General features: G+C 59.1%; 18 protein-coding genes and 1 tRNA gene. 9 read left to right on the top strand and 10 right to left on the bottom strand.

Going from position 1 to position 20,890, the window contains the following annotated elements; translation table 11 throughout:
- The first annotated feature begins 143 nt into the window (after positions 1-143).
- The 8 genes from WBR25_RS01485 (at position 144) to WBR25_RS01450 (ending at position 10,510) form a co-directional block, all read left to right on the top strand.
- Positions 144-1,199, top strand: a complete 1,056-nt coding sequence (locus WBR25_RS01485) for a porin (protein WP_019444867.1) — start codon at positions 144-146, stop codon at positions 1,197-1,199.
- A gap of 120 nt (positions 1,200-1,319) precedes the next feature.
- Positions 1,320-2,240: an ABC transporter substrate-binding protein gene (locus WBR25_RS01480; RefSeq protein WP_479749296.1), complete on the top strand. Its 921-nt coding sequence runs from the start codon at positions 1,320-1,322 to the stop codon at positions 2,238-2,240.
- 33 nt (positions 2,241-2,273) lie between these two features.
- Positions 2,274-3,152: an EamA family transporter gene (locus tag WBR25_RS01475; RefSeq protein WP_479749295.1), complete on the top strand. Its 879-nt coding sequence runs from the start codon at positions 2,274-2,276 to the stop codon at positions 3,150-3,152.
- Positions 3,153-3,587: 435 nt separating this feature from the next.
- Positions 3,588-5,054, top strand: a complete 1,467-nt coding sequence (gene yjeM / locus WBR25_RS01470; protein WP_064341782.1) for a glutamate/gamma-aminobutyrate family transporter YjeM — start codon at positions 3,588-3,590, stop codon at positions 5,052-5,054.
- Between the two features lie 260 nt (positions 5,055-5,314).
- Positions 5,315-6,226 carry a D-alanyl-D-alanine endopeptidase gene (gene pbpG, locus WBR25_RS01465; RefSeq protein WP_058058600.1) on the top strand — a complete coding sequence of 304 codons (912 nt, stop codon included), beginning with the start codon at positions 5,315-5,317 and terminating at the stop codon, positions 6,224-6,226.
- A gap of 223 nt (positions 6,227-6,449) precedes the next feature.
- Positions 6,450-7,487 (top strand): acyltransferase, encoded by a 1,038-nt coding sequence (locus WBR25_RS01460; RefSeq protein WP_479749294.1) that lies wholly within the window; start codon positions 6,450-6,452, stop codon positions 7,485-7,487.
- 293 nt (positions 7,488-7,780) lie between these two features.
- Positions 7,781-9,823 (top strand): TonB-dependent receptor, encoded by a 2,043-nt coding sequence (locus tag WBR25_RS01455; protein ID WP_445983041.1) that lies wholly within the window; start codon positions 7,781-7,783, stop codon positions 9,821-9,823.
- 21 nt (positions 9,824-9,844) lie between these two features.
- The gene (locus tag WBR25_RS01450; protein ID WP_323918015.1) at positions 9,845-10,510 is read left to right on the top strand and encodes a PepSY-associated TM helix domain-containing protein; all 666 of its coding nucleotides are present in this window, start codon (positions 9,845-9,847) and stop codon (positions 10,508-10,510) included.
- Between the two features lie 1,509 nt (positions 10,511-12,019).
- Here WBR25_RS01450 and WBR25_RS01445 read toward each other — a convergent pair.
- The 10 genes from WBR25_RS01445 to WBR25_RS01400 all read right to left on the bottom strand — a co-directional run bounded on the left by WBR25_RS01445 (position 12,020) and on the right by WBR25_RS01400 (position 20,151).
- Complete coding sequence (locus WBR25_RS01445) at positions 12,020-12,904, bottom strand: hypothetical protein (RefSeq protein WP_041202406.1); 885 nt, start codon at positions 12,902-12,904, stop codon at positions 12,020-12,022.
- Positions 12,905-13,303: 399 nt separating this feature from the next.
- Positions 13,304-16,123, bottom strand: a complete 2,820-nt coding sequence (locus WBR25_RS01440) for a DUF927 domain-containing protein (protein ID WP_479749293.1) — start codon at positions 16,121-16,123, stop codon at positions 13,304-13,306.
- Complete coding sequence (locus WBR25_RS01435; protein ID WP_479749292.1) at positions 16,120-16,494, bottom strand: hypothetical protein; 375 nt, start codon at positions 16,492-16,494, stop codon at positions 16,120-16,122. Before WBR25_RS01435 ends, WBR25_RS01440 begins: the two co-directional genes overlap by 4 nt.
- Positions 16,495-16,619: 125 nt before the next feature.
- Entirely contained in the window at positions 16,620-16,880 is a 261-nt protein-coding gene (locus WBR25_RS01430; protein ID WP_088869463.1) for a hypothetical protein, read from the bottom strand.
- Entirely contained in the window at positions 16,877-17,035 is a 159-nt protein-coding gene (locus tag WBR25_RS01425; RefSeq protein WP_157161807.1) for a hypothetical protein, read from the bottom strand. The genes WBR25_RS01430 and WBR25_RS01425 overlap by 4 nt, the downstream gene beginning before the upstream one ends.
- Complete coding sequence (locus WBR25_RS01420) at positions 17,032-17,199, bottom strand: hypothetical protein (protein ID WP_157161806.1); 168 nt, start codon at positions 17,197-17,199, stop codon at positions 17,032-17,034. Before WBR25_RS01420 ends, WBR25_RS01425 begins: the two co-directional genes overlap by 4 nt.
- Before the next feature lie 417 nt (positions 17,200-17,616).
- Positions 17,617-18,135 (bottom strand): hypothetical protein, encoded by a 519-nt coding sequence (locus WBR25_RS01415; RefSeq protein ID WP_157161805.1) that lies wholly within the window; start codon positions 18,133-18,135, stop codon positions 17,617-17,619.
- A gap of 12 nt (positions 18,136-18,147) precedes the next feature.
- Positions 18,148-18,357: a helix-turn-helix transcriptional regulator gene (locus WBR25_RS01410; RefSeq protein WP_157161804.1), complete on the bottom strand. Its 210-nt coding sequence runs from the start codon at positions 18,355-18,357 to the stop codon at positions 18,148-18,150.
- Positions 18,358-18,582: 225 nt separating this feature from the next.
- Positions 18,583-19,803, bottom strand: a complete 1,221-nt coding sequence (locus WBR25_RS01405) for a tyrosine-type recombinase/integrase (protein WP_374861020.1) — start codon at positions 19,801-19,803, stop codon at positions 18,583-18,585.
- 262 nt (positions 19,804-20,065) lie between these two features.
- Positions 20,066-20,151: transfer RNA gene (locus WBR25_RS01400), tRNA-Leu, on the bottom strand.
- Positions 20,152-20,294: 143 nt separating this feature from the next.
- Between WBR25_RS01400 and WBR25_RS01395 the strand changes: the two genes are divergently transcribed.
- On the top strand, positions 20,295-20,828 hold the full coding sequence (locus tag WBR25_RS01395) for an RDD family protein (RefSeq protein ID WP_162504496.1): 534 nt from the start codon (positions 20,295-20,297) through the stop codon (positions 20,826-20,828).
- Positions 20,829-20,890: the final 62 nt, after the last annotated feature.

The following is a 20,890-nucleotide window of genomic DNA, read 5'->3' as shown; positions in this document are numbered from 1 at the left end:
TGCGAGCAAGAATGTAGCCAATTCATCCAATTGCAACCCAATTGCCATCGACTCTTCATCCAACTGTCACCCCGCTGTCATCCCCGCTGCCTAGCATGACCCCGTTTTCAAAACAAAAGCTTGCAACACCACAAGGGATTACGATGAAAAAGCTGACTGTAGTGGCACTGGCTCTCACCGCAGCCTTCCAGGCTCAAGCCGTTGAAGTGTACAAAAATGACACCTCCATGCTGGATCTCTATGGCCGTATCTACGCTGGCCACTTCTTTGGTGACAAGAAGGAACTGGATGCCAGCGGCAAACCGAAAAGCGAATACAGCGACAAACAGGGTGCCAACCAGTTTGTCCGTTTCGGCGCCAAGGCCGAGACCCAGATCCAGAGCGGCCTGAAGGCGCTGGCTCAGTACGAAGTACAGATGTATATCAATGACAGCGAGAAGACCATCAGCGAGAACTCCGACAACCTGCGCACCCGTCTGGCGTTCGCCGGTGTCGGCGCTGACTGGGGCACCGTGACCTTCGGTCGCCAGAAAGGGGCCCCGGGTTTCCTGGCCGACTGGACTGATGTCTCCCTCTCCGACGGCTACGGCAACGAAGCGCTGGGCGCCAAGACCGATACCTTCGCCACCAACCGCGCCGGTTCCGTACTGAAATACTCCGGCCTGTTCAATGGCTTCCAGCTCGACACCAGCTACAAGTTCGACGGTGGTGACACCGAAGAGACCACCAGCAAGGATAGCGACGCCGCCTACGGTGCTGCCGTGGCCTATACCTTCCCGTTCAACCTGTCACTGGGTACCGCCTACAACGTCGGTATCCGCGACAAGAGCGGTGAAGAAGATGCCAAGCTGTGGCTGATCTCCGCCAAGTTCGACAACAAGGCCGCCTACGCCGCCCTGAGCTATGCGGATGGCAGCGACTTCCTGGCGACCGGCACCGATCACACCGGTTGGGAAGCCGCGCTGGGCTACAACTTCGAGAACGGCTTCGGTCTGATGGCCCTGTGGAACAAACAGGAGCAGGACAAGGCTGGCATCAAGAAAGACAACGTGGATTACTACACCCTGGGTGCCCAGTACAAATTCAACAAGAACCTGCGGGTGATTGGCGAGTACCGTATCAACAATCTGGACAGCAAGGAGAGCGGCAAGCTCAACGTCAAGGATGACTTCCAGCTGGCTGCCCGCTACGACTTCTAATCGAGGTTTTGCGGATCCCCAAAGCGCGATGGCTTGCCATCGCGCTTTTTGCTGGGCGTCGCTCACGATCGGAGAAAGTGGCCTAGGCTCAACAGTAGATGTATCGCCGGAGAGATGATCATGGTCAGGCTGCTTTTCGTCCTGCTGTTGCTGCTGGCTCTTCCCGCTCACGCCCTCTCTATCGCCATGGTGCTGTGGCGCGGTGAAACCGCAGCCGAAGCGGGCTTTCGGGCAGAGCTGACCCGCCTTGGCTATCAGGCCACCATCACCACCTATAACGCCGATCAGGATCGTACGGCGCTGGCAACCATGCTGCGCCAGCAGATGCTGCCGAAACTGGCCGAATACGACTACATCTACACCTTTGGCACCACCGCCACCACCATGACCAAGAGTCTGGTGGCAAACCGCAAGCCACTGATCTTCAACGTGGTATCCGATCCGGTCGGGGCAGACATCCTCTCGGAAGACAAAGCCCAGAACAGCATGGTGGCCGGGGTAAGCAACATGGTGCCGATGGCACTGCAACTGGCTAACGCCAGCGAGCATCTGGCCACCGGCAAACGGCTGCTGCTACCCTTCAACCCCCGTGAGCAGAACACCCTGCTGGTGGCCGATATGTTGCTCAATGAAGCGAAACGCTATCAGTGGCAGATGGTCACTTGGCGAATGGCCCCTGACCCACGGCGGCTGGACAACGAACTGAAGCGGCTGCAACAGGATGCCAAAAACGACATCGTCTTTCTGGCCGCAGACAGCTATCTGCTCTCCATCGCCCCCCGTTTGCTGAATGCACTCAACGAAGCTGCCATCCCTACCATCTGCAGCGCCGAGCTGTTCGTCGAACACGGCTGCAGCGTTGGCACCATCAGCAGCTACGAGGCGCTGGGCAAGATGGCCGCCGGGATCATCCATCGCCATCAGCAGGGAACAGAGTTGCAGGATATTCCGCTGCAGACCGACCCCCATCCCAAACTGGTGCTGGGGCAGCTGGGTAACGCCACCACGCAGGAGGAGAGCCCCGCAAAGCCGAAGCCTTGATAAAGATCTCGGCCAATCAGGCTCCGGGCGGGTATGCTGTTGACCCCCATCGCCCGAGAGTCCTTTCCCATGAGCACCACCGTCTTTTTTGCCGTTCTGCTGGCAGCCCTGCTTCACGCCAGCTGGAATGCGCTGGTCAAAATTGGCGAAGAGCGGCTGGTGGGCGTGTCACTGGTGGCGATCTTCTCAGGGCTTATCGCCGCCGTGGCGCTGCTGCCCATGGGGCTTCCCTCTGCTGCCGAGCTGCCCTGGCTCGGCCTCTCAGTCCTACTCCATATCGGTTACTGCCTGTTTCTCAGCCATGCCTACAATCAGGGCGATTTTGGCCAGATCTATCCGCTGGCCCGTGGCAGTGCCCCGCTGCTCGCCATGGCGTTAAGTGCCCTGCTGCTGCGGGACTACCCCGGTTACGGCGGCATCATCGGCGCCTGCGTGCTGATCATGGGGGTCTTGCTGATGGCCTGGCGAGGTGGGCAGCAGCGCCTTGACAGCAAGGCAGTTCGGGCAGCACTGATCACGGCCATGTTCACGGCGACCTATACCCTCTCGGATGGAGCCGGCGCCCGCGCAGGGGGTGAACCGGTACGCTACACCCTCTGGCTCTTTGCCTGTACCGGGCTGGCGATGCTGCTGGTGTTGCTCGTCCACCAAAAGCGCAACGCATGGCGCCAGATCCGCCAATATGCACTGGTTGGCGCCACCGGAGGTGCCATGTCACTGCTCGCCTACGGGATTGTTATCTGGGCAATGACCCAAGCCCCCATTGGCGTGGTCGCAGCGCTGCGCGAAAGCAGTGTGCTGTTTGCCATGCTGCTCTCGGTCTGGCTGCTGAAAGAGCCGCTCGGGCGCATGCGGCTGACGGCGGCGGCCATTATCACTGGCGGCGTGCTGCTGACCCGGCTGGGAGGATAAGCGCTGTCGCCATTGGTGCGTATTTATCAGGCAGGATGGCGTAATTCACTCCGCCAAATATGCCGAATACCAATAATGGAAATAAGTCTCGGCCCGGGCGTAAATGTTTACATCCGTAACGTATCAATTAACTGGCAGGTCTGTTTATTTCAACCTCAGCTTCATTCGGGAAACTTACCTGCCCAGCAGCATTAATGATAAAATCGTTCACAGTTAATTTTCGGCAACGCTGACCAATACCGCGCATGGCACAGACCATGCCGCTCCGCCCATACATTCATTGACCGCCTGACGGGTAAGCCAGCCCGGTCAGAGATGACCCGATCGCGCCCGCCACAGCAGGATGGCATGGCGCTACCGCGTTATTAATGGGGCCAGTTTCGTCTGTTTAATTTTTGATTATTTTAAATCCAGCACCATCAGGGAGTTTTTAATATGTCGGCAAAAAAGCTGAAGTTGGGCGCCTTTATATTGATGATATTAACATCGGTATTTGGCGTCACTAATATCGGGATCGGTTTTTACCGAATGGGATATGCCGCCATTCCGATGTTCGTGATCGGCGGTCTGTTTTTCTTCATCCCGTTCATTTTGATGATGATCGAATTCGGCACCGGCTTTCGCAAAGAGGCGGGCGGCATCTTTACCTGGATGCGCCACTCGGTCTCGACCCGATTCGCCTTTATCGGTCTGACCATGTGGTTCGCCTCTTACGTCATCTGGATGTTTGGCAAGGCGCTCTCCATGTGGGTGCCCCTCTCCTTCATGCTGTTTGGCCGCGACATCACCGTCATCCCGGTCACCCTGGGCACCGGCATCGACTTTGGCCCCTTTATTCTGGGTGTGGTCGCCATCGCGCTGGTTGCCACCGTCACCAAGCTCATCACTCTGGGCAGCGCCCGCTTCGCCAAAGTCGCGGCCATCGGCGGCCTCTCCGTAGTGGCGCTCAACGTGTTGCTGCTGGTCGGCGGCGTCTTCACCTTCGCGGTGAGCGGCATGACTCTGCAGGAGCCCTTCACCCAGGCATCGCTGACTGCCTCTCCCAATGCCGCTTTCAACGACATCATCCCCTTCCTCGGCTTTATGGTGTTCGCCATCTTCGCCTACGGCGGGGTCGAGGCGATGGCCGGAGTGGCTGACGAGCTGGAAGATCCCGAGCGTGACCTCAAGCGCGGCATCTTCCTCTCCGGCGCCTTCATCGTACTCTGCTACATCATCGGCTTTCTGGCGGTCGGCTCAATCATGCGCTGGAGCGACTTCCCGGCCGAGGGGATCACCTCTCTCTCCGCCCTCTTCATCATCATGCTGGAGCTGGGGCGCCATCTCGGTGGCGAGTGGCTTGGACAGGTGCTCATGCGCTTTGCCGGATTGGGCATGTTCCTGAGCTATCTGGGTGCCTTTATCGCCCTCTCCTACGCGCCACTGCGCCAGTTCATCACCGGCACCCCGAGTTACTTCTGGCCGGAGCGTTTCCAGCGCGAGAACGAGAATGGCGTGCGCATTGAAGCCCTCAAGGTGCAAGCCTGGGTGGTCTGTCTGTTCATTGCCGCCAAGTCCATCTTTACCCTGATCAACCCGGAAGGGGCCGCCGCCCTCTATGAGCTGATCATCACCATGACCAACGTCGGCATGACCCTGCCCTACATGTTCCTCATCTACGCCTGGTATCGCTATCGCAACAACCCGGCGCTGGGCAAGGACCTGATCTTCTTCAAGAGCGCGGGCTCGGTACTGCTTGCCACCATCATCAGCCTGATCCTGGTCGCCTTCGGCAACGTCTTTACCGTGGTCGCCCCCTTTATCTCCGGCGATATCTCCACCGGCGTCTGGACCATCATTGGCCCACTGCTGTTCGTGGTGATCGCCATGCGCTTCAAGATCAAGCAGGAAGATGCCCACTAAACGGTAGGCAATGCTCCATGCCAATCGGGGCCGTTCTGGTCCCGATTTTTTTTAGCGCCGGCTTCCGCTCGCCATCACGGCCAGCCCATAGTTTCAATGCAAAAAAAGACTCCATAGAGACCTCTTTTACGAACTCCTCGCCGTCAGAGCACGCTCAACGCCGTAAATTATCAATATCAAGGTGAGAATGATTGTGAAGCGCCAGTTCACGACATATAACTTAGCGAGATATCCCTGTATTTCGTCCGGTAGAGCTGATCATGATGATGCGTTCCCTCCTTCCCCTGTTGCTTGGCGCAATAATGCTGCCGGCCACTATGGACAGTGCCCATGCCAACCCCTTTTCCGCCAGCAGCAAGAGCAGCAGCGGCTTTCTCGAGCGACGGGATGTGCCCAACCTCAGCTCGGCTGCCTTCGTGGTGGCCAACCACAGAACCGGCGAGGTGATCTCCGAGCGCAACGGCAACCGGGTAATGCCCATCGCCTCCCTCACCAAGCTGATGACGGCGCTGGTGGTGCTGGATGCCAACCTGCGCCTCAACGAAATGCTCACCGTGACCAATGCCGACATCGACCGCATCAAGGGAACCGGCTCGCGCCTAGCCATAGGTTCCAGGCTCAGTCGCGCCGAAATGCTCCATATCGCCCTGATGTCCTCTGAAAACCGCGCCGCCTCGGCGCTGGCCCGCCACTATCCCGGCGGCCAGCGTGCCTTTGTCGAGGCGATGAACGCCAAAGCCCGCATGCTGGGGATGTGGAATACCCGCTACGCTGACAGCACAGGGCTCAACCCGCGCAATGTCTCCACCGCGCAGGATCTCGCCAAACTCGCCGCCGCAGCAGCCTCCTATCCGCTGATCCGCCAGTACTCCACCGACGAGCAGAGTTATGTGCGCACCAACAAGCGCCAGCTGCACTACCTCAACTCCAACCGGCTGATCCGCGAAGGGCAATGGGAGTTCACCCTCTCCAAGACCGGCTATATCCGCGAAGCGGGCCGCTGTCTGGTGCTGGGCACCAAGGTCAATCGTGAGCCGGTGATCATGGTGCTGCTCAATGCCGAGACCACCAACGATCGGGTCGCCGATGCCAAGCGGATCAAAACCTGGCTGGAGAGCTCGGGCAGAACCACCCTTGCAGCCAACCAGAGCAGCATGCTGACTCACCAGTAAGCTCGAGATCCCCAACCAAGCGAGGCACCTGCCTCGCTTTTTTTATCTGCATGAGCGCGCCCAAAAAATGGGATCCAGTTCCCGTTACAGGTAACACCTTCCGCCATCCCGTTACAAAACGTAACTACTCAACAGCGTGATTCACACTAATAGAATCAATTGGTTGTAACCTGGCAGCAAGAATTTTAGCGTGCCATCACAACCCCTGTAACGACGAGCCACCATGCGTATTTCCAGTATCGAGTGCGGGCGGGTACTGGCCATTCTGGCCGTGATGACCATTCACGTATCCCCCTTCGCCAATCCGTTCAATCCCGCCCTGTGGGGAAGTGGATCCTGGCTCTGGCTGAGCGGCACCATCAACCAGTTATGCCGCTTTGCCGTGCCGCTGTTTTTCCTCTGTGCCGGTTACTTTCTGCAGCCGAGACTGAGCCGCGAAGCGCCACTGACCGTTGCCTGGCGCTACTGCCACCCCTTGCTGCTGCTCTGGCTGGTATGGAGTCTGGTCTACCTGCTGGTGCCGTTCAATCCGCTGGATGCCGTGCAGCAAGGCTATCTGGCCTCCCTGCGCGGGCAGTGGCAATTCCAGCTCGGCGACCCCCTCAATGGCTGGCTGGTGGGCGGCATGATCCACCTCTGGTTCCTGCCAGCCCTGGTGATGGCGGTGGCCCTGCTGGCACTCTGCTATCGGCTTGGCAGACCATCGCTCGCCCTCTGGCTGGGTCTTGGCCTTTACCTGCTGGCGCTGCTGGGGGGCTCCTATGCCAAGCCGCTGCTGGGCACCGAGTGGCCACTACTCACCCGTAACGGCCCCTTCTTCTCCCTGCTGTTTGTGGCGCTCGGGGCCCTGCTGCGCCAGCGTCAGTGGCAGCCCGATGCCCGCACCGGCTGGCAACTGCTGCTGGCGGGCGTGGCGCTCTATGGCTGTGAAGCCTGGGCGCTGCAGCACTTCGCCGCAGTGCCGCTCACCCGCCACGACTTCCTGCTTGGCTCCCTTCCCTGGGCTATCGGTCTGTTTGGACTACTGCTGGCCAACCCCGAGTGGGGCAAGGGCAGCTGGCTTGAGCGCCAGGCCCCCAAAGTGCTCGGGATCTACTGCCTGCACATGATGCTGGTGGTCTGGCTCTTCGTATTCGGCCCGCAGGGCGCATCCATCCTGTGGGAGATCACCAAGGTGCCGCTGCTGCTGGGATCATCTCTGCTGGCCTATCGCCTGCTGGCGGCCCTGCCACTCGCCCATCGACTGCTGCGTACCCACTGAACCCTCCATCCGGCCCGTCCTATCGGGCCGGATGCCTCTTCACGTTTTGTCCCTTTCTCTTCCGCTACGCCCTTTTTCCCTCGCTTCGTTCTAGCGGTTTGCTGCAATGGCTCTGCTTTTCAGCCGAGCTCCCCCGACCGCACAACCCTCCTCCAATGCCCCTATCCATTTTCACCTTGCCAGACAAATGAAAATCAATATCATTGGCATCCCGTTTTGACGGGTCAGGCTAATTATAATTAAATCAATATGTTCGAGCCGTCAGGTCGACATCCAAAGAGTCAATATTGAATATGCAGCACCCTCACTTTCGCAGAACGCTGGTCTCGCTGGCACTGCTGGGCACCGGCTTCACTGCCCAGGCCACCGATGAAACCATGACTGTGGTTGGCAAACGCTCCCAGCATCAGGAAGTTGCCACCGCTACCCGGACCAATACGCCAGCCAAGCTGGTGCCCCAGACCATCGACAGCGTCAAGGTCAGCGAGCTGACCGCCTTCGGCCAACCGACGCTGAGTGAAGCCCTGAGCGGCATTCCCGGGGTCAACGCCAGCGGTGATACCCGCTTCGACGGGGTCAATATCCGCGGCTTCAGCGCCAGCAACGACTTCTATCTCGACGGATTCCGCGACGACATGCAGTACACCCGGGATCTCGGCAACATCGAGCGGGTGGAAGTGCTCAAGGGCCCGGCTGCCGTGCTCTACGGCCGCGGTAGCACGGGGGGCATCGTCAACCGGGTCAGCAAAAAGCCGCAAAAAGGGCAGGAGTCCAGCGTCACCGCCCGGGTCGGCAGCTTTGACAGTCAGCGACTGGCCGCCGACCTCAATGGCGAGGCGAGTGAGCAGGTGCAACTGCGCCTCAACATGGCGCAAGAGGACAAAGATAGCTTCCGCAACGGCGTGAAGAGCAAGCGCACCCTGCTGGCTCCCTCCGCCAACTGGGAGATCAGCGACAACCTCAACTGGCTGGTGCAGTACGAGCGCAACGAACATGACCGCACCCCGGATCGCGGCATTCCCGGGGTCAATGGCCGTCCGGCCGATGTGCCGAGGGAGTATGTTTACAGCGATACCAGCCGCGACTTCATTGATGACGTGGCACAATCCACCCGCTCCCGCCTCTCCTGGGATATCAACGATCAGTGGCAGTTGCGCCAGCAGCTCGGTTACTCCACCCTCGACAGCCAGTTTGACAACACCTATGTCACCAGCGTCAAAGGGGATCAGGTGACCCGCTCCCGCTGGCAGCAGGATCTGAAAGCGAAGAACCTGATTAGCAACACCGAGGCAGAAGGTCTGTTCCAGACCGGCCCGGTGGAACATCGCCTGCTGGTCGGCTTCGAGCAGAACTGGCAGGAGCGCACACCCAAGCTCTACCAGAACGCCACCGCCATCCCGTCTGGCAATCTCTACGACCCAGGCTCACTGCCTACCTACAATGGTGCCATGAAGCTCTCCAGCGACGCCAAACACAAGGTGCGCGGCAATGGCCTCTATCTGCAGGATCAGCTCAGCCTGGGTGACTGGCATCTGGTTGGCGGGCTGCGCCGTGACGACTTCACCGTCACCAGTCGCCGCTACGACCTCAACAAGGAGGAGAGCGTCTCGGTCAACAGCCTGAGCCCGCGCCTCGGTCTGGTGTGGAACCCCCTCGAGGATCACGCCTTCTACACCTCCTACAGCAAGACCTTCACTCCGGTGGGAGGCGAGCTGATCGGCATCACCCCGGGTGACAAGAACAACGGGCTGGAACCCCAGCACACCCGCCTCTACGAAGGTGGTGTGAAGAGTGACTGGCTGAACGGCAAGCTGGCGACCACTCTCTCCCTCTATCGACTGGAGATGTACAACAAGCGCACCAAGGACCCGCTGGATCCCACCAAGGTTATCCTTACCGGCCTGCAACGTACCGAAGGGATCGAGCTGAGCGCCCGTGCCGAGCTGACCGACGAGATCTATCTGCGTGGCGGCTTCGCCATTCAGGATGCGGAGCAGGTCAAGGCGGATGCGGATCTGCAGGGCAAGCGCCCGATGAACGTCTCCCGTCAGAATGGCCAGTTCTATCTCGGCTACAAGAGTGGCGAGCAGGGCTGGTTCGGTGAAACCGGCGTGACGGCGGTGGGCGATCGCTTCGCCGACAACGCCAACACCACCACACTGCCCGGTTACGCCCGCTTCGATGCGCGCGCCGGTTATCGCTGGCAGCAGTGGGAAGCCGAGCTGAGCGCCGAGAACCTGACCGACCACGAGTACTTCGTCAGCGCCACCAGTGCCACCCAGATCATGCCGGGCACACCCCGCCAGCTGAGCCTGACCGGTACCTACCGTTTCTGATCTCTGTGACAACCACCCCGACTGGCCAGCCCTTGCTGGCCAGTTTTTTATGAAGCAACCACGATGAAACGCAGAAGAGTTCCCCTTCACAACAACAAATGGGTACGCCGCCTCCATGCCTGGGCCGGTTTTTTTACCCTCGCCCTGATGCTGATGTACGGCATCACCGGCCTCTGGCTGCAACACCGTGCCGTGTTGCCCATCCCCGGCCCCCACACCGACAAATCGAGTGAAGAGATAGTGCTGGAGGCGCCGCTCGCCAGCCCGGAGCAGCTGAAAAGCCTGCTGCAACAGCGCTATCCCGATACCTTTGCCGACGGGCGAACTATGATCACCCCGGCCCAGACCCTGCCCACCCCGAACGGCCCGCTCACCCTGCCCGCCAAGTGGGAGATGCGCGGCGTCACCCTCAGCCAGAGCGTGGCCGCCAGCTATGTCGAGGGCACCCTGCTGGTTCGCACCGATCTGCAGCAAGCCAACTTTGCCGCCAGCCTCAACCGGCTGCACCGCGGCATGGGCACCGGCCTCGGCTGGCAGCTGTTTGGCGATATCGCCGCCCTGGCCCTGCTGCTGCTCGCCCTCACCAGCCTGTTTATGTGGACCAAGCTGCACGGTACACCCAGAGCCATCATCGCGCTGACGCTCGCTGGCAGCCTCGGTACCCTGCTGTTTGCCCTGCTGGGATAGCACGGCAACCATGTTCTGATGCAGCAAGGTTTGGAAAAAAACGCAATAGATACAGACCGCTGGCGGTGATGCCGGCGGCCACATCAAGAAAAGGAAATAACGGAGAGCGGCAAAAGAGAAGGGATACCAAGAGGTAACGGGAAGTACTGCCTGCTCAGCAGCAACGCACCAAAGCGCAGGAACGCCAAAAAACAAAAGGCCATCATTGCTGATGGCCTTTTGTCATGAATTTTATGGTCGGGGTCTCTATCGAATCAGGCGTATAACTCATTGTTTTTGATGATTAAACAAATCAAGCCATTGTCTTTATACCCCCATAAATACCCCCATCTCTCTCACTCTGGGTACCCTGTCGCGGATAACTTCAATTGCTCACTTCCGTCTGCCCATCGACAGCTTTCCTCGTCATGCCCATTGCTTTTCGTTTTTGGCTGGATTGCGCAATTTGCGCAGTTCCCTAACCAGCTCAATCCACCGCAATCCCTTGTGCTGCTTAGGCTGCCAGCTAATTAGCAACAGTTTTGCGCAGCCCGCAGTTGTTATTCGTTTTTGGATGAATTGCGCAATTTGCGCAGAATGGAGATCAGCAAGATGCCATCCAGATGAGAGGGGTTGCCCTGGTCGGCTGGGGGTGTGGTTTGTAGCTGGTTCAGCTATGTTGTAGCCGTTGTGGTTCGAGGGTAGAGCTTAGAAGCGGGAATGCCCGTTTTCATCTGACTCGTATGCCGGTTTAACTGCGGAGTTTGCGGCCAGTAGTGGCGAGGGGTGTGGCGGTTTACTGCCGATTTGGGTGCGGAGTTACTGTCATGGTTACCCGGACACTGTCCGAGAAACCGTGACTCGGTGGCTACCTGGTTAATCGGCTTGAGTCTCAGCCAATTGGCGTAACCGTGCCCAGGCCGTAGCGGCCCAACGCTTCATGGCATAACGTCTCGAGGTGATCCGCTTTCGCTCCAGCGCTGCCAACCGTGCGTTCTCACGTGCGACCAGCTCCGCATCTATCTCGGCGAGCCTCTTTGCCTGCCTCCTGTCCAGCTCGGCCCGTACCTCCTCACTCATCAGGATGCGACCGTGAGGCCAAGGTAGCGGCAGATACCCCTGCGCGTAGGTTGTCAGCCTCTCGAACAGATATGTTTCGAACGGGTGCGGCGGCGGAAATATCGGTGCCATCCTAAGTTCGGTCTCTGGCCTTCCCTGAGACGATGGCGAAGCGGCCTCTTGAATGGGGGCAGGCTCCTTTGATTTGGTCATGGTATTTCCTCAATCGCACATGCTGGCAGGCGTCTGGGTTGGCGTACCGGTTGGTGGGACATCATACACAAACCAAGTCAGCAGCAGCGCGGCTTTCAGCGTACCGGTCGGCGTACCGGTCGGCGTACCTCCTGCCACGCAGACATGACGGAGTTGGTTTTCGTCTGCCCACACTTGCTCCTGTTGGTAAGTGTGCCTTGCTAGCTGGGCAAAACTGCCCGGGTTTCTGGGTAAAACTACCCGGATTCACGGGCAGAGCTAGCCGATCAGGTTATCTAGGATCCGCTCTGCCTCGGGGGCGTCGTCCCGCTCACTGCCCATCAGATAGCGCAGAGTTGCCCGCGCCTCTTCCCTGTTTCTCGGTCGCAGTTCAGCCAGCAGACCAAACACAAACCAATCGCGGGCGTGTGCCTCTATGCTGTTCTCGTAATAGCCTTGCGTGTCGCACGCATGGCGCAGCCGGTACAGTTCGTTCCAATAGGCCAGCTCATGAAGGCAGTCGCTCAGGGTGTGCGGCATCAATTCCGGCACTGCCTTGAACCGCTCCGCGACCTGTTCAGGCGGCAGTTGCCAACTGTCTTGCTCCAGCCCTCTCAGTACCTCCTGACAAAACGCCTCCGCCTGGGTGTCGTCCCACAGCGCATCCCCGAACCGCCCGATGGCTTCGGATTCATTGGCTCGCCGTTCAATGGAGCGCTCGGCCAGTCCATCCAGATTGGCAAAGCCGATGCTGCCAAGGCCCGCGAGCATGTGACCCGCCTTCGCCACCAGCCATTTGCCGTAACGCTGCTCCAGCTCGCCGGGCGGGGTGGTGATCCGCCCTGCCGCCTCCTTGGCCTGGGCAATGCGTACCGGGTCGCCCGTCCCTATCACTTGACGTAGCCAGAGTAGGGCGTCGATCTCCTTATCCCCGGTCACCACTTCCTGCTGCGGTAGCTCTGGCACCGCTGGCAGTGTCTCCCCGCTGCTTTGTAGTGGCGGCAAGGTGAACATGGCCCGGTGTCTTGGGTTGTCGGTGAACAACCCCGATCTGCTGACGATAGCTTTCACCGTTCCCAGAGAGAGGCCAGCCAGAGAAGCCACCTCACTCAATGAATGGGTGCGGCGCAGGGTGATCACCTGCTCGCGTTGTTCGTTGGTCAATCTCAATGCAACCCCCTGTTGCGGAAAAAGTGTGATCTTGATCGGCTGTTCGCTCTGTATATATAAAAAAAATGGTGGGAACAGTGGGAACGTGGGAACAAAGCCCGCTAACCCGCGCCGTTGCTGGGTTTCTCTGTTCCCACCAAGGCTAGGAGGTAGTGGGAACAGGTGGGAACAACCTCAACACATGGCCTTTTTGTTCCCACTGTTCCCACCTTGTTCCCACCAAAAACATGACTAGGTGGGAACAGCTCTATCCCTTGGTACATAAGGCTTACAGGCTCATTGGGTAGCCTTGTTCCCACTGTTCCCACCATTTTTGTTTTGTTCTTCACGCGCGCATGAGGCTGGAAAGAAAAGGGCCACACTCGGTAGCCCTCCACTTCCTTCTGGATGGCGTTACTCGTCCTCTTGCCCCTCCGCATCATCGGCTAATACACGCTCGGTCAGCAGATACACCCACGCCGACCCACTCATCCCCGGCAGCCTTGCCTTGCGCTGTAGTCGCTTCTTGTCCTTGCCGGTCAGCAGATAGCCTGCTTCCAGGCACAAGAGCGCAGAGCGCTTGGGGTCGCGCCCCTTTGTGATCTCTGCCCAGCCAGGTGGCAACACGAAGAAGCTCACGCCATCCGATTCCACCTTGCGATAGCCAACCATGTTGGCCGGTCGGTGATTGGTATCGAACCAGTCGGCGAAGCGGGTGTACTGGTGCGCCGTCACGAACTTGCGTACCTGAGCCAAGATGGCGGCCTCCTCGTGGTTGCCAAGGTGGCCCCGTTCCGCCAGCCATGCTTTGAGGCAGACCCGCACCGCTCGCAGCGCCTCCCCCTCGGGCCAGCCGGTTACCCCTAGCCGGGTTGCCAGCTCACCGGCAGCGGCCACCAGCGCGAACCGGTTGATAGCTCGGCCAACCTGATTACCTGCTCCCTGCGGGGTCAGCTCGGCGGCAATGCGCTTAATCTCGGCCCTCATCCGCTCGCTGTGCGCTCCCAGCTCCCCGGCCAATGCCTCGGCATAGGTTCGGAAGGCGCTGCCGTGCTGGTGGTCGCAGTGGGCCTTGAGTGTGTCGGCGAAGGTACGTCCGCCCTCCATGCCGTGAAGCCACTCGAACGCCCCATGGTAGCCGGTGTCGCTCGGGATTTGGATGGTGCGCACTTCCATCCCCGCTTGAGTGCGCTGGCCTGCGCTGGCAGCGTGATCTTCAAGGCTCAATTCCCCAGTGGAGAGGAACAGCAGTCGCCACGCCTTGCGCTCCCGTAGCTCCCCATCCTGCTTGCTGCGGCCCTTGCCCTGTCCATTCGCCAGCATATAGGCCACCTGCCCCGCCTCGCGCCCGTCCAGCTCCCCCAGCTCATCCAGGCAGAGCAGGGCATCATTGCGCCGGCTGGCTATCCCCTCGATGGCGTTGCCGGTTGCCCGCCATGTTTGGCTGTAGCGATCAGGGTTGCCGTAGACGCTGGCGGCGGCCTTCATGATGGTGGTTTTGCCGTCTGTGCTCTCACCCTTGAGGTGAAAGCCTCCCCCCTCCATGCCTACCAGAGAGAGAAGGGGAGCAGCAAAGGCCAGGGACAGGGCAAAGCAGAGGCGGGAGTTACCCACCGCCAGCGCCGCAACCCCCTGTTGCCACTCGCCCAAGGTGCCGCGCTCGACAAAGTCGCTGGCTGCGTAGCCAGTTGTTTGCAGGATCACCCCATCGGCGTCAGGCCCTATTGACCCTTGAGGCAGTACATAGGCCCGCCCATGCCAGCCGGTGCGTTCCACACAAGTGATCCGCTTATCGGGCCGACAGGCCATCAGGTAAGCGGCCAGCTTGCGCTTGTGGCCCAGACTGATGAACGGTAGGCCCGCATCCAGCAGGGCGGCGAATACATCATCACCATTTCTCGGCACCAGGGAGCGCGACGGCATAGCCCATTGATGAACCCGCCCTGCGCTATCTTGCCACTCGAGCAGGCGGCCATAGCCTCGCCCGTGTTCGTCACTGGTTTCAGCCAGTACCCGCACCGGGCTGGATATGGGCACCAGCTCTTGCCGGGCATCGTCTCCCCGTCCCACCTGTTCCCAGACACAGAGGCGATCACCCCGGATCTCGAACCCTATCGGCAGGTCTTGCCCTTTCTCTGTCTCGTCATCGCGAACCGGGTGAAGCGGTACCACTTCGGCCTGCCAGGGAGCCCCTTCCTTCTGGTGGGCGTCTTGGTCTTGGGGTTGGTTGGGGGTAGGTGTGGCGCTGGCGCTCATGATGGCCTCTTTGGTTGCGGTCAGCCCGTGGGCTTGGTGGTAGTCGTTCCAGTCACCGGCAACCGATGGCAGGGCCACCAGCCCGCCCACGGTTGCGGCGGCGTGCTCGGCCTTGGCCTTACCAGGGTTGCCCTTGGTGCCTTCGTCATTGTCGCCACAGAGCAGGAGCCGGGCCTCTGGGTGCTGGCGGCGGGCAATCTGGGCAATGGCCAGCAGGTTGCCGGCATCCATGGCGCAATAGACTGTCGCTCCAGTTGCCGCTTGGACAGACAGCCCCGAGGCATATCCCTCCACCACGGCCACCAGCTCCCCGCCATCGATACGGTGGAAAGCCCCGGCCTTCTGGCCGCCAGGCAGGTAACGCTTGTCCCCCTCGGTGTTGATGAGCTGAACGTTAACCAGCCCCCCCGCCTCATCCCACAGGGGCACCACCAGCGAACCGGGTTGGTATGTCAGTTCGCCCACTGCGATGACCCGCTGAGTGAGCGGCATGGGCAAGCCTGACAGCGCCTTACGTTCCAGATATGGGCTGATCCCTTGCTTGATGTCTGCCGAGATGCTGGTAGCCCTTCTGGCGGCCTTGCGCCGTTGTTGCTCCGCCTGCTTGTGCTCTTGCTCCGCCCTGGCCTGTTGTTGCTGGTGGAGCTGCTCACGCGCGGCATGGTCAAGACCGCTATCCGATAAGCCCACCAGCGGGGCGATCAGCTCGGCGGCCTCTTTGGGCTGCCTGCCGGTCACCTTGCCCACCAGATCCAGTCCATCCCCATTCCCGCACTGGCTACAAATCCAGGTGCCGCGACCTCCTTTGTCATCCAATCGGAATCGGTCTTTGCCACCACAGGCAGGGCAGGGGCCATGTTTGCCACGGCGCGGGATGTCGATACCTACAGCAGCCAGCAGATCGGGCCAGTGGCCAGCAGCCGCCGCAACTACGTCAGAAACAAATCGGGGGCTTGCGCCCCCTGTTGTTTTCATCATTGTGTGGCCCTCCGCTCGCGCTCTCTCGCCAGCTCCACCATGGGGTCCTTGCCCTCATCCAGCATCTGCCGCACATCGGCACAAAAGGCACGGTTCATTTCGTCCAGCACCAGACTACCCAGCGGCGTTAACTCATCGCCAGCCAACATATGGCGCAGCATCATCAAGGCATCATCACGTCCTTGCTTACCACCGGCATGTTCCAAGTGGGCGCCCACGATTTGGTTGCTGATCGCTATGGTCAGCACCTCCTCACCCATCGGCAGACGCACCCCCAGGTGCGTGAAGCTATCGCCACGCACCGCCAGATATGCCCGTGCCACCGCCTTCACCAACTTATCGATCTCGGTCATGGTAACCCCCTGTTGCATGGTGTTCACCTGGCTGTTTCTGAGCCTTGGATGCCCGCTTGAACAGTTCTCGCAATACCGAGGGACGCAGAGGGTTGCGTGATAACTCACCCCAGATCCGGCTGCGTAGCGCCGCAATAAGACAGCTACTCATTACCTGACCCTCCCGCCAGTACGGCAACCAGTGCCCTGAATGCCCGCTCATCCAATCCAGCCTTCAGCTCACGGGCCTGCTTGGCGGTGACAGCAACGGCAGCCCCTTTGGCCTGCTCAATGAAGCGATCCCGATCGCGCCTCCAGTCAAAGGCGCTCAGGCTGCCAGCCTGTGAGCGCTTTCCTGTTCGCGGGTTAATTGGGCCTGTAAAGGTGGGGGGCGTGGTACTGCTTGCCCATGCGAAATATCTCATGCGGCCACCTCCTGGCAGATACCCACTTCTGCCCGCATCTCCCCCAGCAAGACGCAGAATTGAGCCCTTTCTTGGCGACTCAGGTCTGTCTGCTCCAGGATGTCGGCAAGCTGTTCAAGTAGCGCATTCATCTTGGGTTGATTGGTCGGGTTCATGCGGCGGCCCTCCCAGTCGGAGTGCGGGACAGGAACACCAGAGGCAGGCCAGCCAGAGCAATACGGGCTTGGGCTTCGGTGTCAGCAACGGCGGTAACGGTGCGGATACGGCGCAGGTCTGCCAGTCGGCAGGCGCTCGAGGCGATCAGGAAGGTGAAGATCATGGTATGAATCCTTGGTTTTGATAGACCAAGGCGGATCGGGTAGCCGCAAAGCAGTGCCAAACCAAGGAAGGCACAGTGGGGGCGTTTTCTTTGGCTCCCGACCCATGCCCCCAAAACTGGATAGATCCCCGGCAGGGAGCCGGAGACGGGGGAAGAGGTGCGAATTGTCCTTGGTTTAGTCACAGCCTGCGGGTGCTTAATCCGCCAGCCACGCCGCCACTTGCTTAAGGTGACGACAGGGAAGATCGTACCGTGTCGCACAGTATCAGGCAACCCCGTCCGGCTGAATTTGGGCAAGGCTTCGCCCTGGGCAGTTCGCCCCATGGGTTTCATCATCATGGTGATCCTTAGCGGAGAGAGTCTAGCAGGAGGGTCGTTGCGACCAAGTCGAATGCCAGAATGGCAAGGAGGATGACATCAAGCATAGCTGGCCTCCTCCTCTACCATGCCGGGGTAGCGTTCGAGCAACGGAGTCAACCAATCCTGCGCAAGACACAGGCCATTCTTTGACAGTTTCTCACCCACCCATGAAGCAAGTTTGACCGCATCTTCATAGCAAGCAAGGCTGTAAATTGTGAAGCCCCCCTCACCACCACGGACACCAATACGGGCATATTTTTGCCATGCGCGCACCAGAAGATCATCGGAATAACACTTGCCACTGCGATACGTCATCGAGAGCAGGCCGTTACTCGCGGTCATGCGATAACGCCGCAACTCAATTCCAAGGCGCCGCTCCCAGGCGCAGGGGTAATTACGCCCACTGATGAGACGGGCCAGATCCAAGATCTCCAGCTCACTTAGACCCACCGGATTAGCCAACATGTGGATTGCAGCGGATACTTCCTTCCCAACCGCTTTGGGCATAGAATTGGCAGTGATTTCAATAAATGCTTTAGCTGTGCCGTTCTCGGTGCGGCTATTTTTTTTGTCCATTTTTTCAATTCCTTATGCTGCTTTGCCTTGAGAGCTGATCCACGCGTGGACCTCCTCACAGCGCCAGGCTGTGACACGCGGCCCCAATTTGATGGGCTTGGGGAATTTGCCATCTCCAACCATCCGCCAAAGCGTTGACTTGCTGAACGGCAATGGACCCACCTTGCTCGCAGTGGTCACAAGTTGAGCCTCTCGAATAAACCCTGTTTCCGGTATTGCCATATGCGTTCTCCTGAAATGAAAAAACCCGGCGCAATGGCCGGGTTTGATGGGTATAAAACAACTATCGGGGATTAGGGGGTGTGTTCTGGGCTTAAGTTCCTCCAACGAAAAAACCCGGCACAATGGCCGGGTCTGGAAATGAAAAGGCCCAATCTCGAAAGACTGGGCCATGATGGGGAAATCCTAACGTTGGCAGATTAATAAATCAAGAGGTTTGTTGGCGTGTCACTGACTCCCACTAGCAACCCTCTGGAAATTCACCGGACGCACATTCCCTCCCTGCTGGGATTCGTAGAAATCAGCCAGCCACTGCAAGAGCTTGCGACGATCATCCAGGTACTCGGCTCGATGGTAGGCAGCCCGCACCTTATTGCGTTCAGCGTGGGCAAGCTGGCGCTCTATAACATCCGGATCAAAGCCCTCTTCGTTCAGGGTGGTAGATGCCAGCGCCCGGAAGCCATGAGGAGTGGCAATGCCAGCATACCCCATCCGCCCCATGGCATAGCTTAGAGTGTTCTCACTCATGGGCTTGGTCAGGTTGCGCTCGCTCGGGAATAACAGATCACAGTGACCGGTGACTTGGTGGAGCTCATCAAGGACGGCCAGCGCCTGCCTGGATAGTGGGACAATATGCTCTGATCGCATCTTCATCCGCTCAGCGGGGATCCGCCACTCTGCCCGCTCCAGGTCGAATTCATCCCAGCGGGCAAAGCGAACTTCACCCGGACGGGTCATGGTCAGCATTAGCAGATGAAAGGCAAGGCGAGTCGCAGGGTTCAGGGGTTCAACAGCAAGACGGCGGTAAAACTCTGGCAGTTCCGCCCTGGGCAATGCTGGCCGGTGTTCTTTCTTCGCGGCCTTAAGTGCCCCTTTCAGGTCTTGGGCTGGGTTGTAGCTGGCTCGGCCTGTCTGGATGGCGTAACGCATGACAGCACTGATCCGCTGTAGCACTCGCCCAGCCGTCTCAGTAGCCCCCCGCTTTTCCACTTTCCGCAAGGCATCCAACATCATGGGTGCCGTCAACTCAGCAACAGGAACAAGCCCAAGATCTGGGAAAGCATCCATCTCCAAGGACTCGATAACCCGGGTGGCATGGCCTGGACTCCAGAGAGCAAGTTGGCTTTGGTGCCATTCACGAGCCAGCACTTCAAAACTGTTTTCACTGGCCAGCCGGTTGGCCGCCTTGCTTTGTTTGCGAAGCAGGCCAGGATCAACCCCCTCGGCAAGTAAGCGACGGGCATCATCCCTCTTTGTCCGCGCTTCTTTGAGTGACACCTCAGGATACACCCCCAAGGCAAGCATCTTCTCTTTGCCGCCATAGCGATACTTGAGCCGCCAATATTTACCAGACTGGTTAACCAGCAGGAACAGCCCCTTCTCATCAGAGAATTTCTGAGGCTTGCCAGTGTATTTGGCCTGCCGGGCGGTGATATCGGATAGCGGCATGGGGTATCTCCCGTCTCTGCTTGGGGGTACTTACACACGCTGGGGACAATAAGTGGACACTCAGCAAACCAGTCATGGTGCTAGCCGATGGCCATATGGGGGTAGTTTTTACCCCCCATCTGAACCACTACCCCCAGAGATACCCCCGAATAATGGGGTATGTTATGAGGCTATATGATACGACAAGGAACAACAAAAAACCCGCATAGCCTTAAGCTATGCGGGTTTCTGGTCTGCCGTGGTACGGCATGAAACTGTAATATGGTGCCCGGGGTCGGACTCGAACCGACACGGTTATTCACCGGCGGATTTTGAATCCGCTGCGTCTACCGATTTCGCCACCCGGGCAACTGCGAGGGATTATACGAATGGCGCGATGCCATGCAAGGTGTTTTTCGATTGAACACTCCCGTTTGTTCATTTATTCAACGCCTTGCCGATGCGGGGCCAGTTACATAGAATGCCGCCATCATCTTAATGGAATAAAAACGATGGCCAAGCCTAAAAAAGTCCAACAAAAATCCCCCTCTCCCGCCACTCAGCCATACCCGTCAGCGGGTCTGATGCGTCGCCTCGGCGCCCTCATCTATGATGCGCTGGTGGTAACTTCGCTGCTGATCATCGCCGGCTTTATCGGCATGGGTGTCGCCAAGCTGTTGCTGGTCACCGGCATGGCCAGCGTACCCGCGGGTGAAGATACCGTCTGGTTGCTGACCCGCCACCACCTGAGCCTGATCTACACCCTGTGGCTCGCCTTCGTCATCTGTGGTTTCTACACCTGGTTCTGGACCCGCGCTGGCCAGACCGTCGGCATGCGCGCCTGGCGGCTGCGCATTCAGAACGAAGATGGCAGCCATATCCGTATTACCCAGGCGCTGATCCGTCTCGCCACCGCCGCCTTTGGTCTGGGCAACCTGATGTGCCTGTTCAACCGCCAGCGTCCGCGGGCGTTCCAGGATATCTGGGCCGAGTGCGAAGTGATTGTGCTGAGCAAAGAGGCAAATCTGGAATTGTTGAACAAGTAATCCCGGATCAATGCAGCAACGAAAGAGGGCACCAACAGGTGCCCTCTTTGCATTTCCTCATA

It is taken from the genome of Aeromonas sp. MTB, from assembly GCF_056632455.1.
The sequence above is the reverse complement of the archived record's forward strand: the minus strand, read 5'-3'. Positions and strand labels throughout refer to the sequence as shown.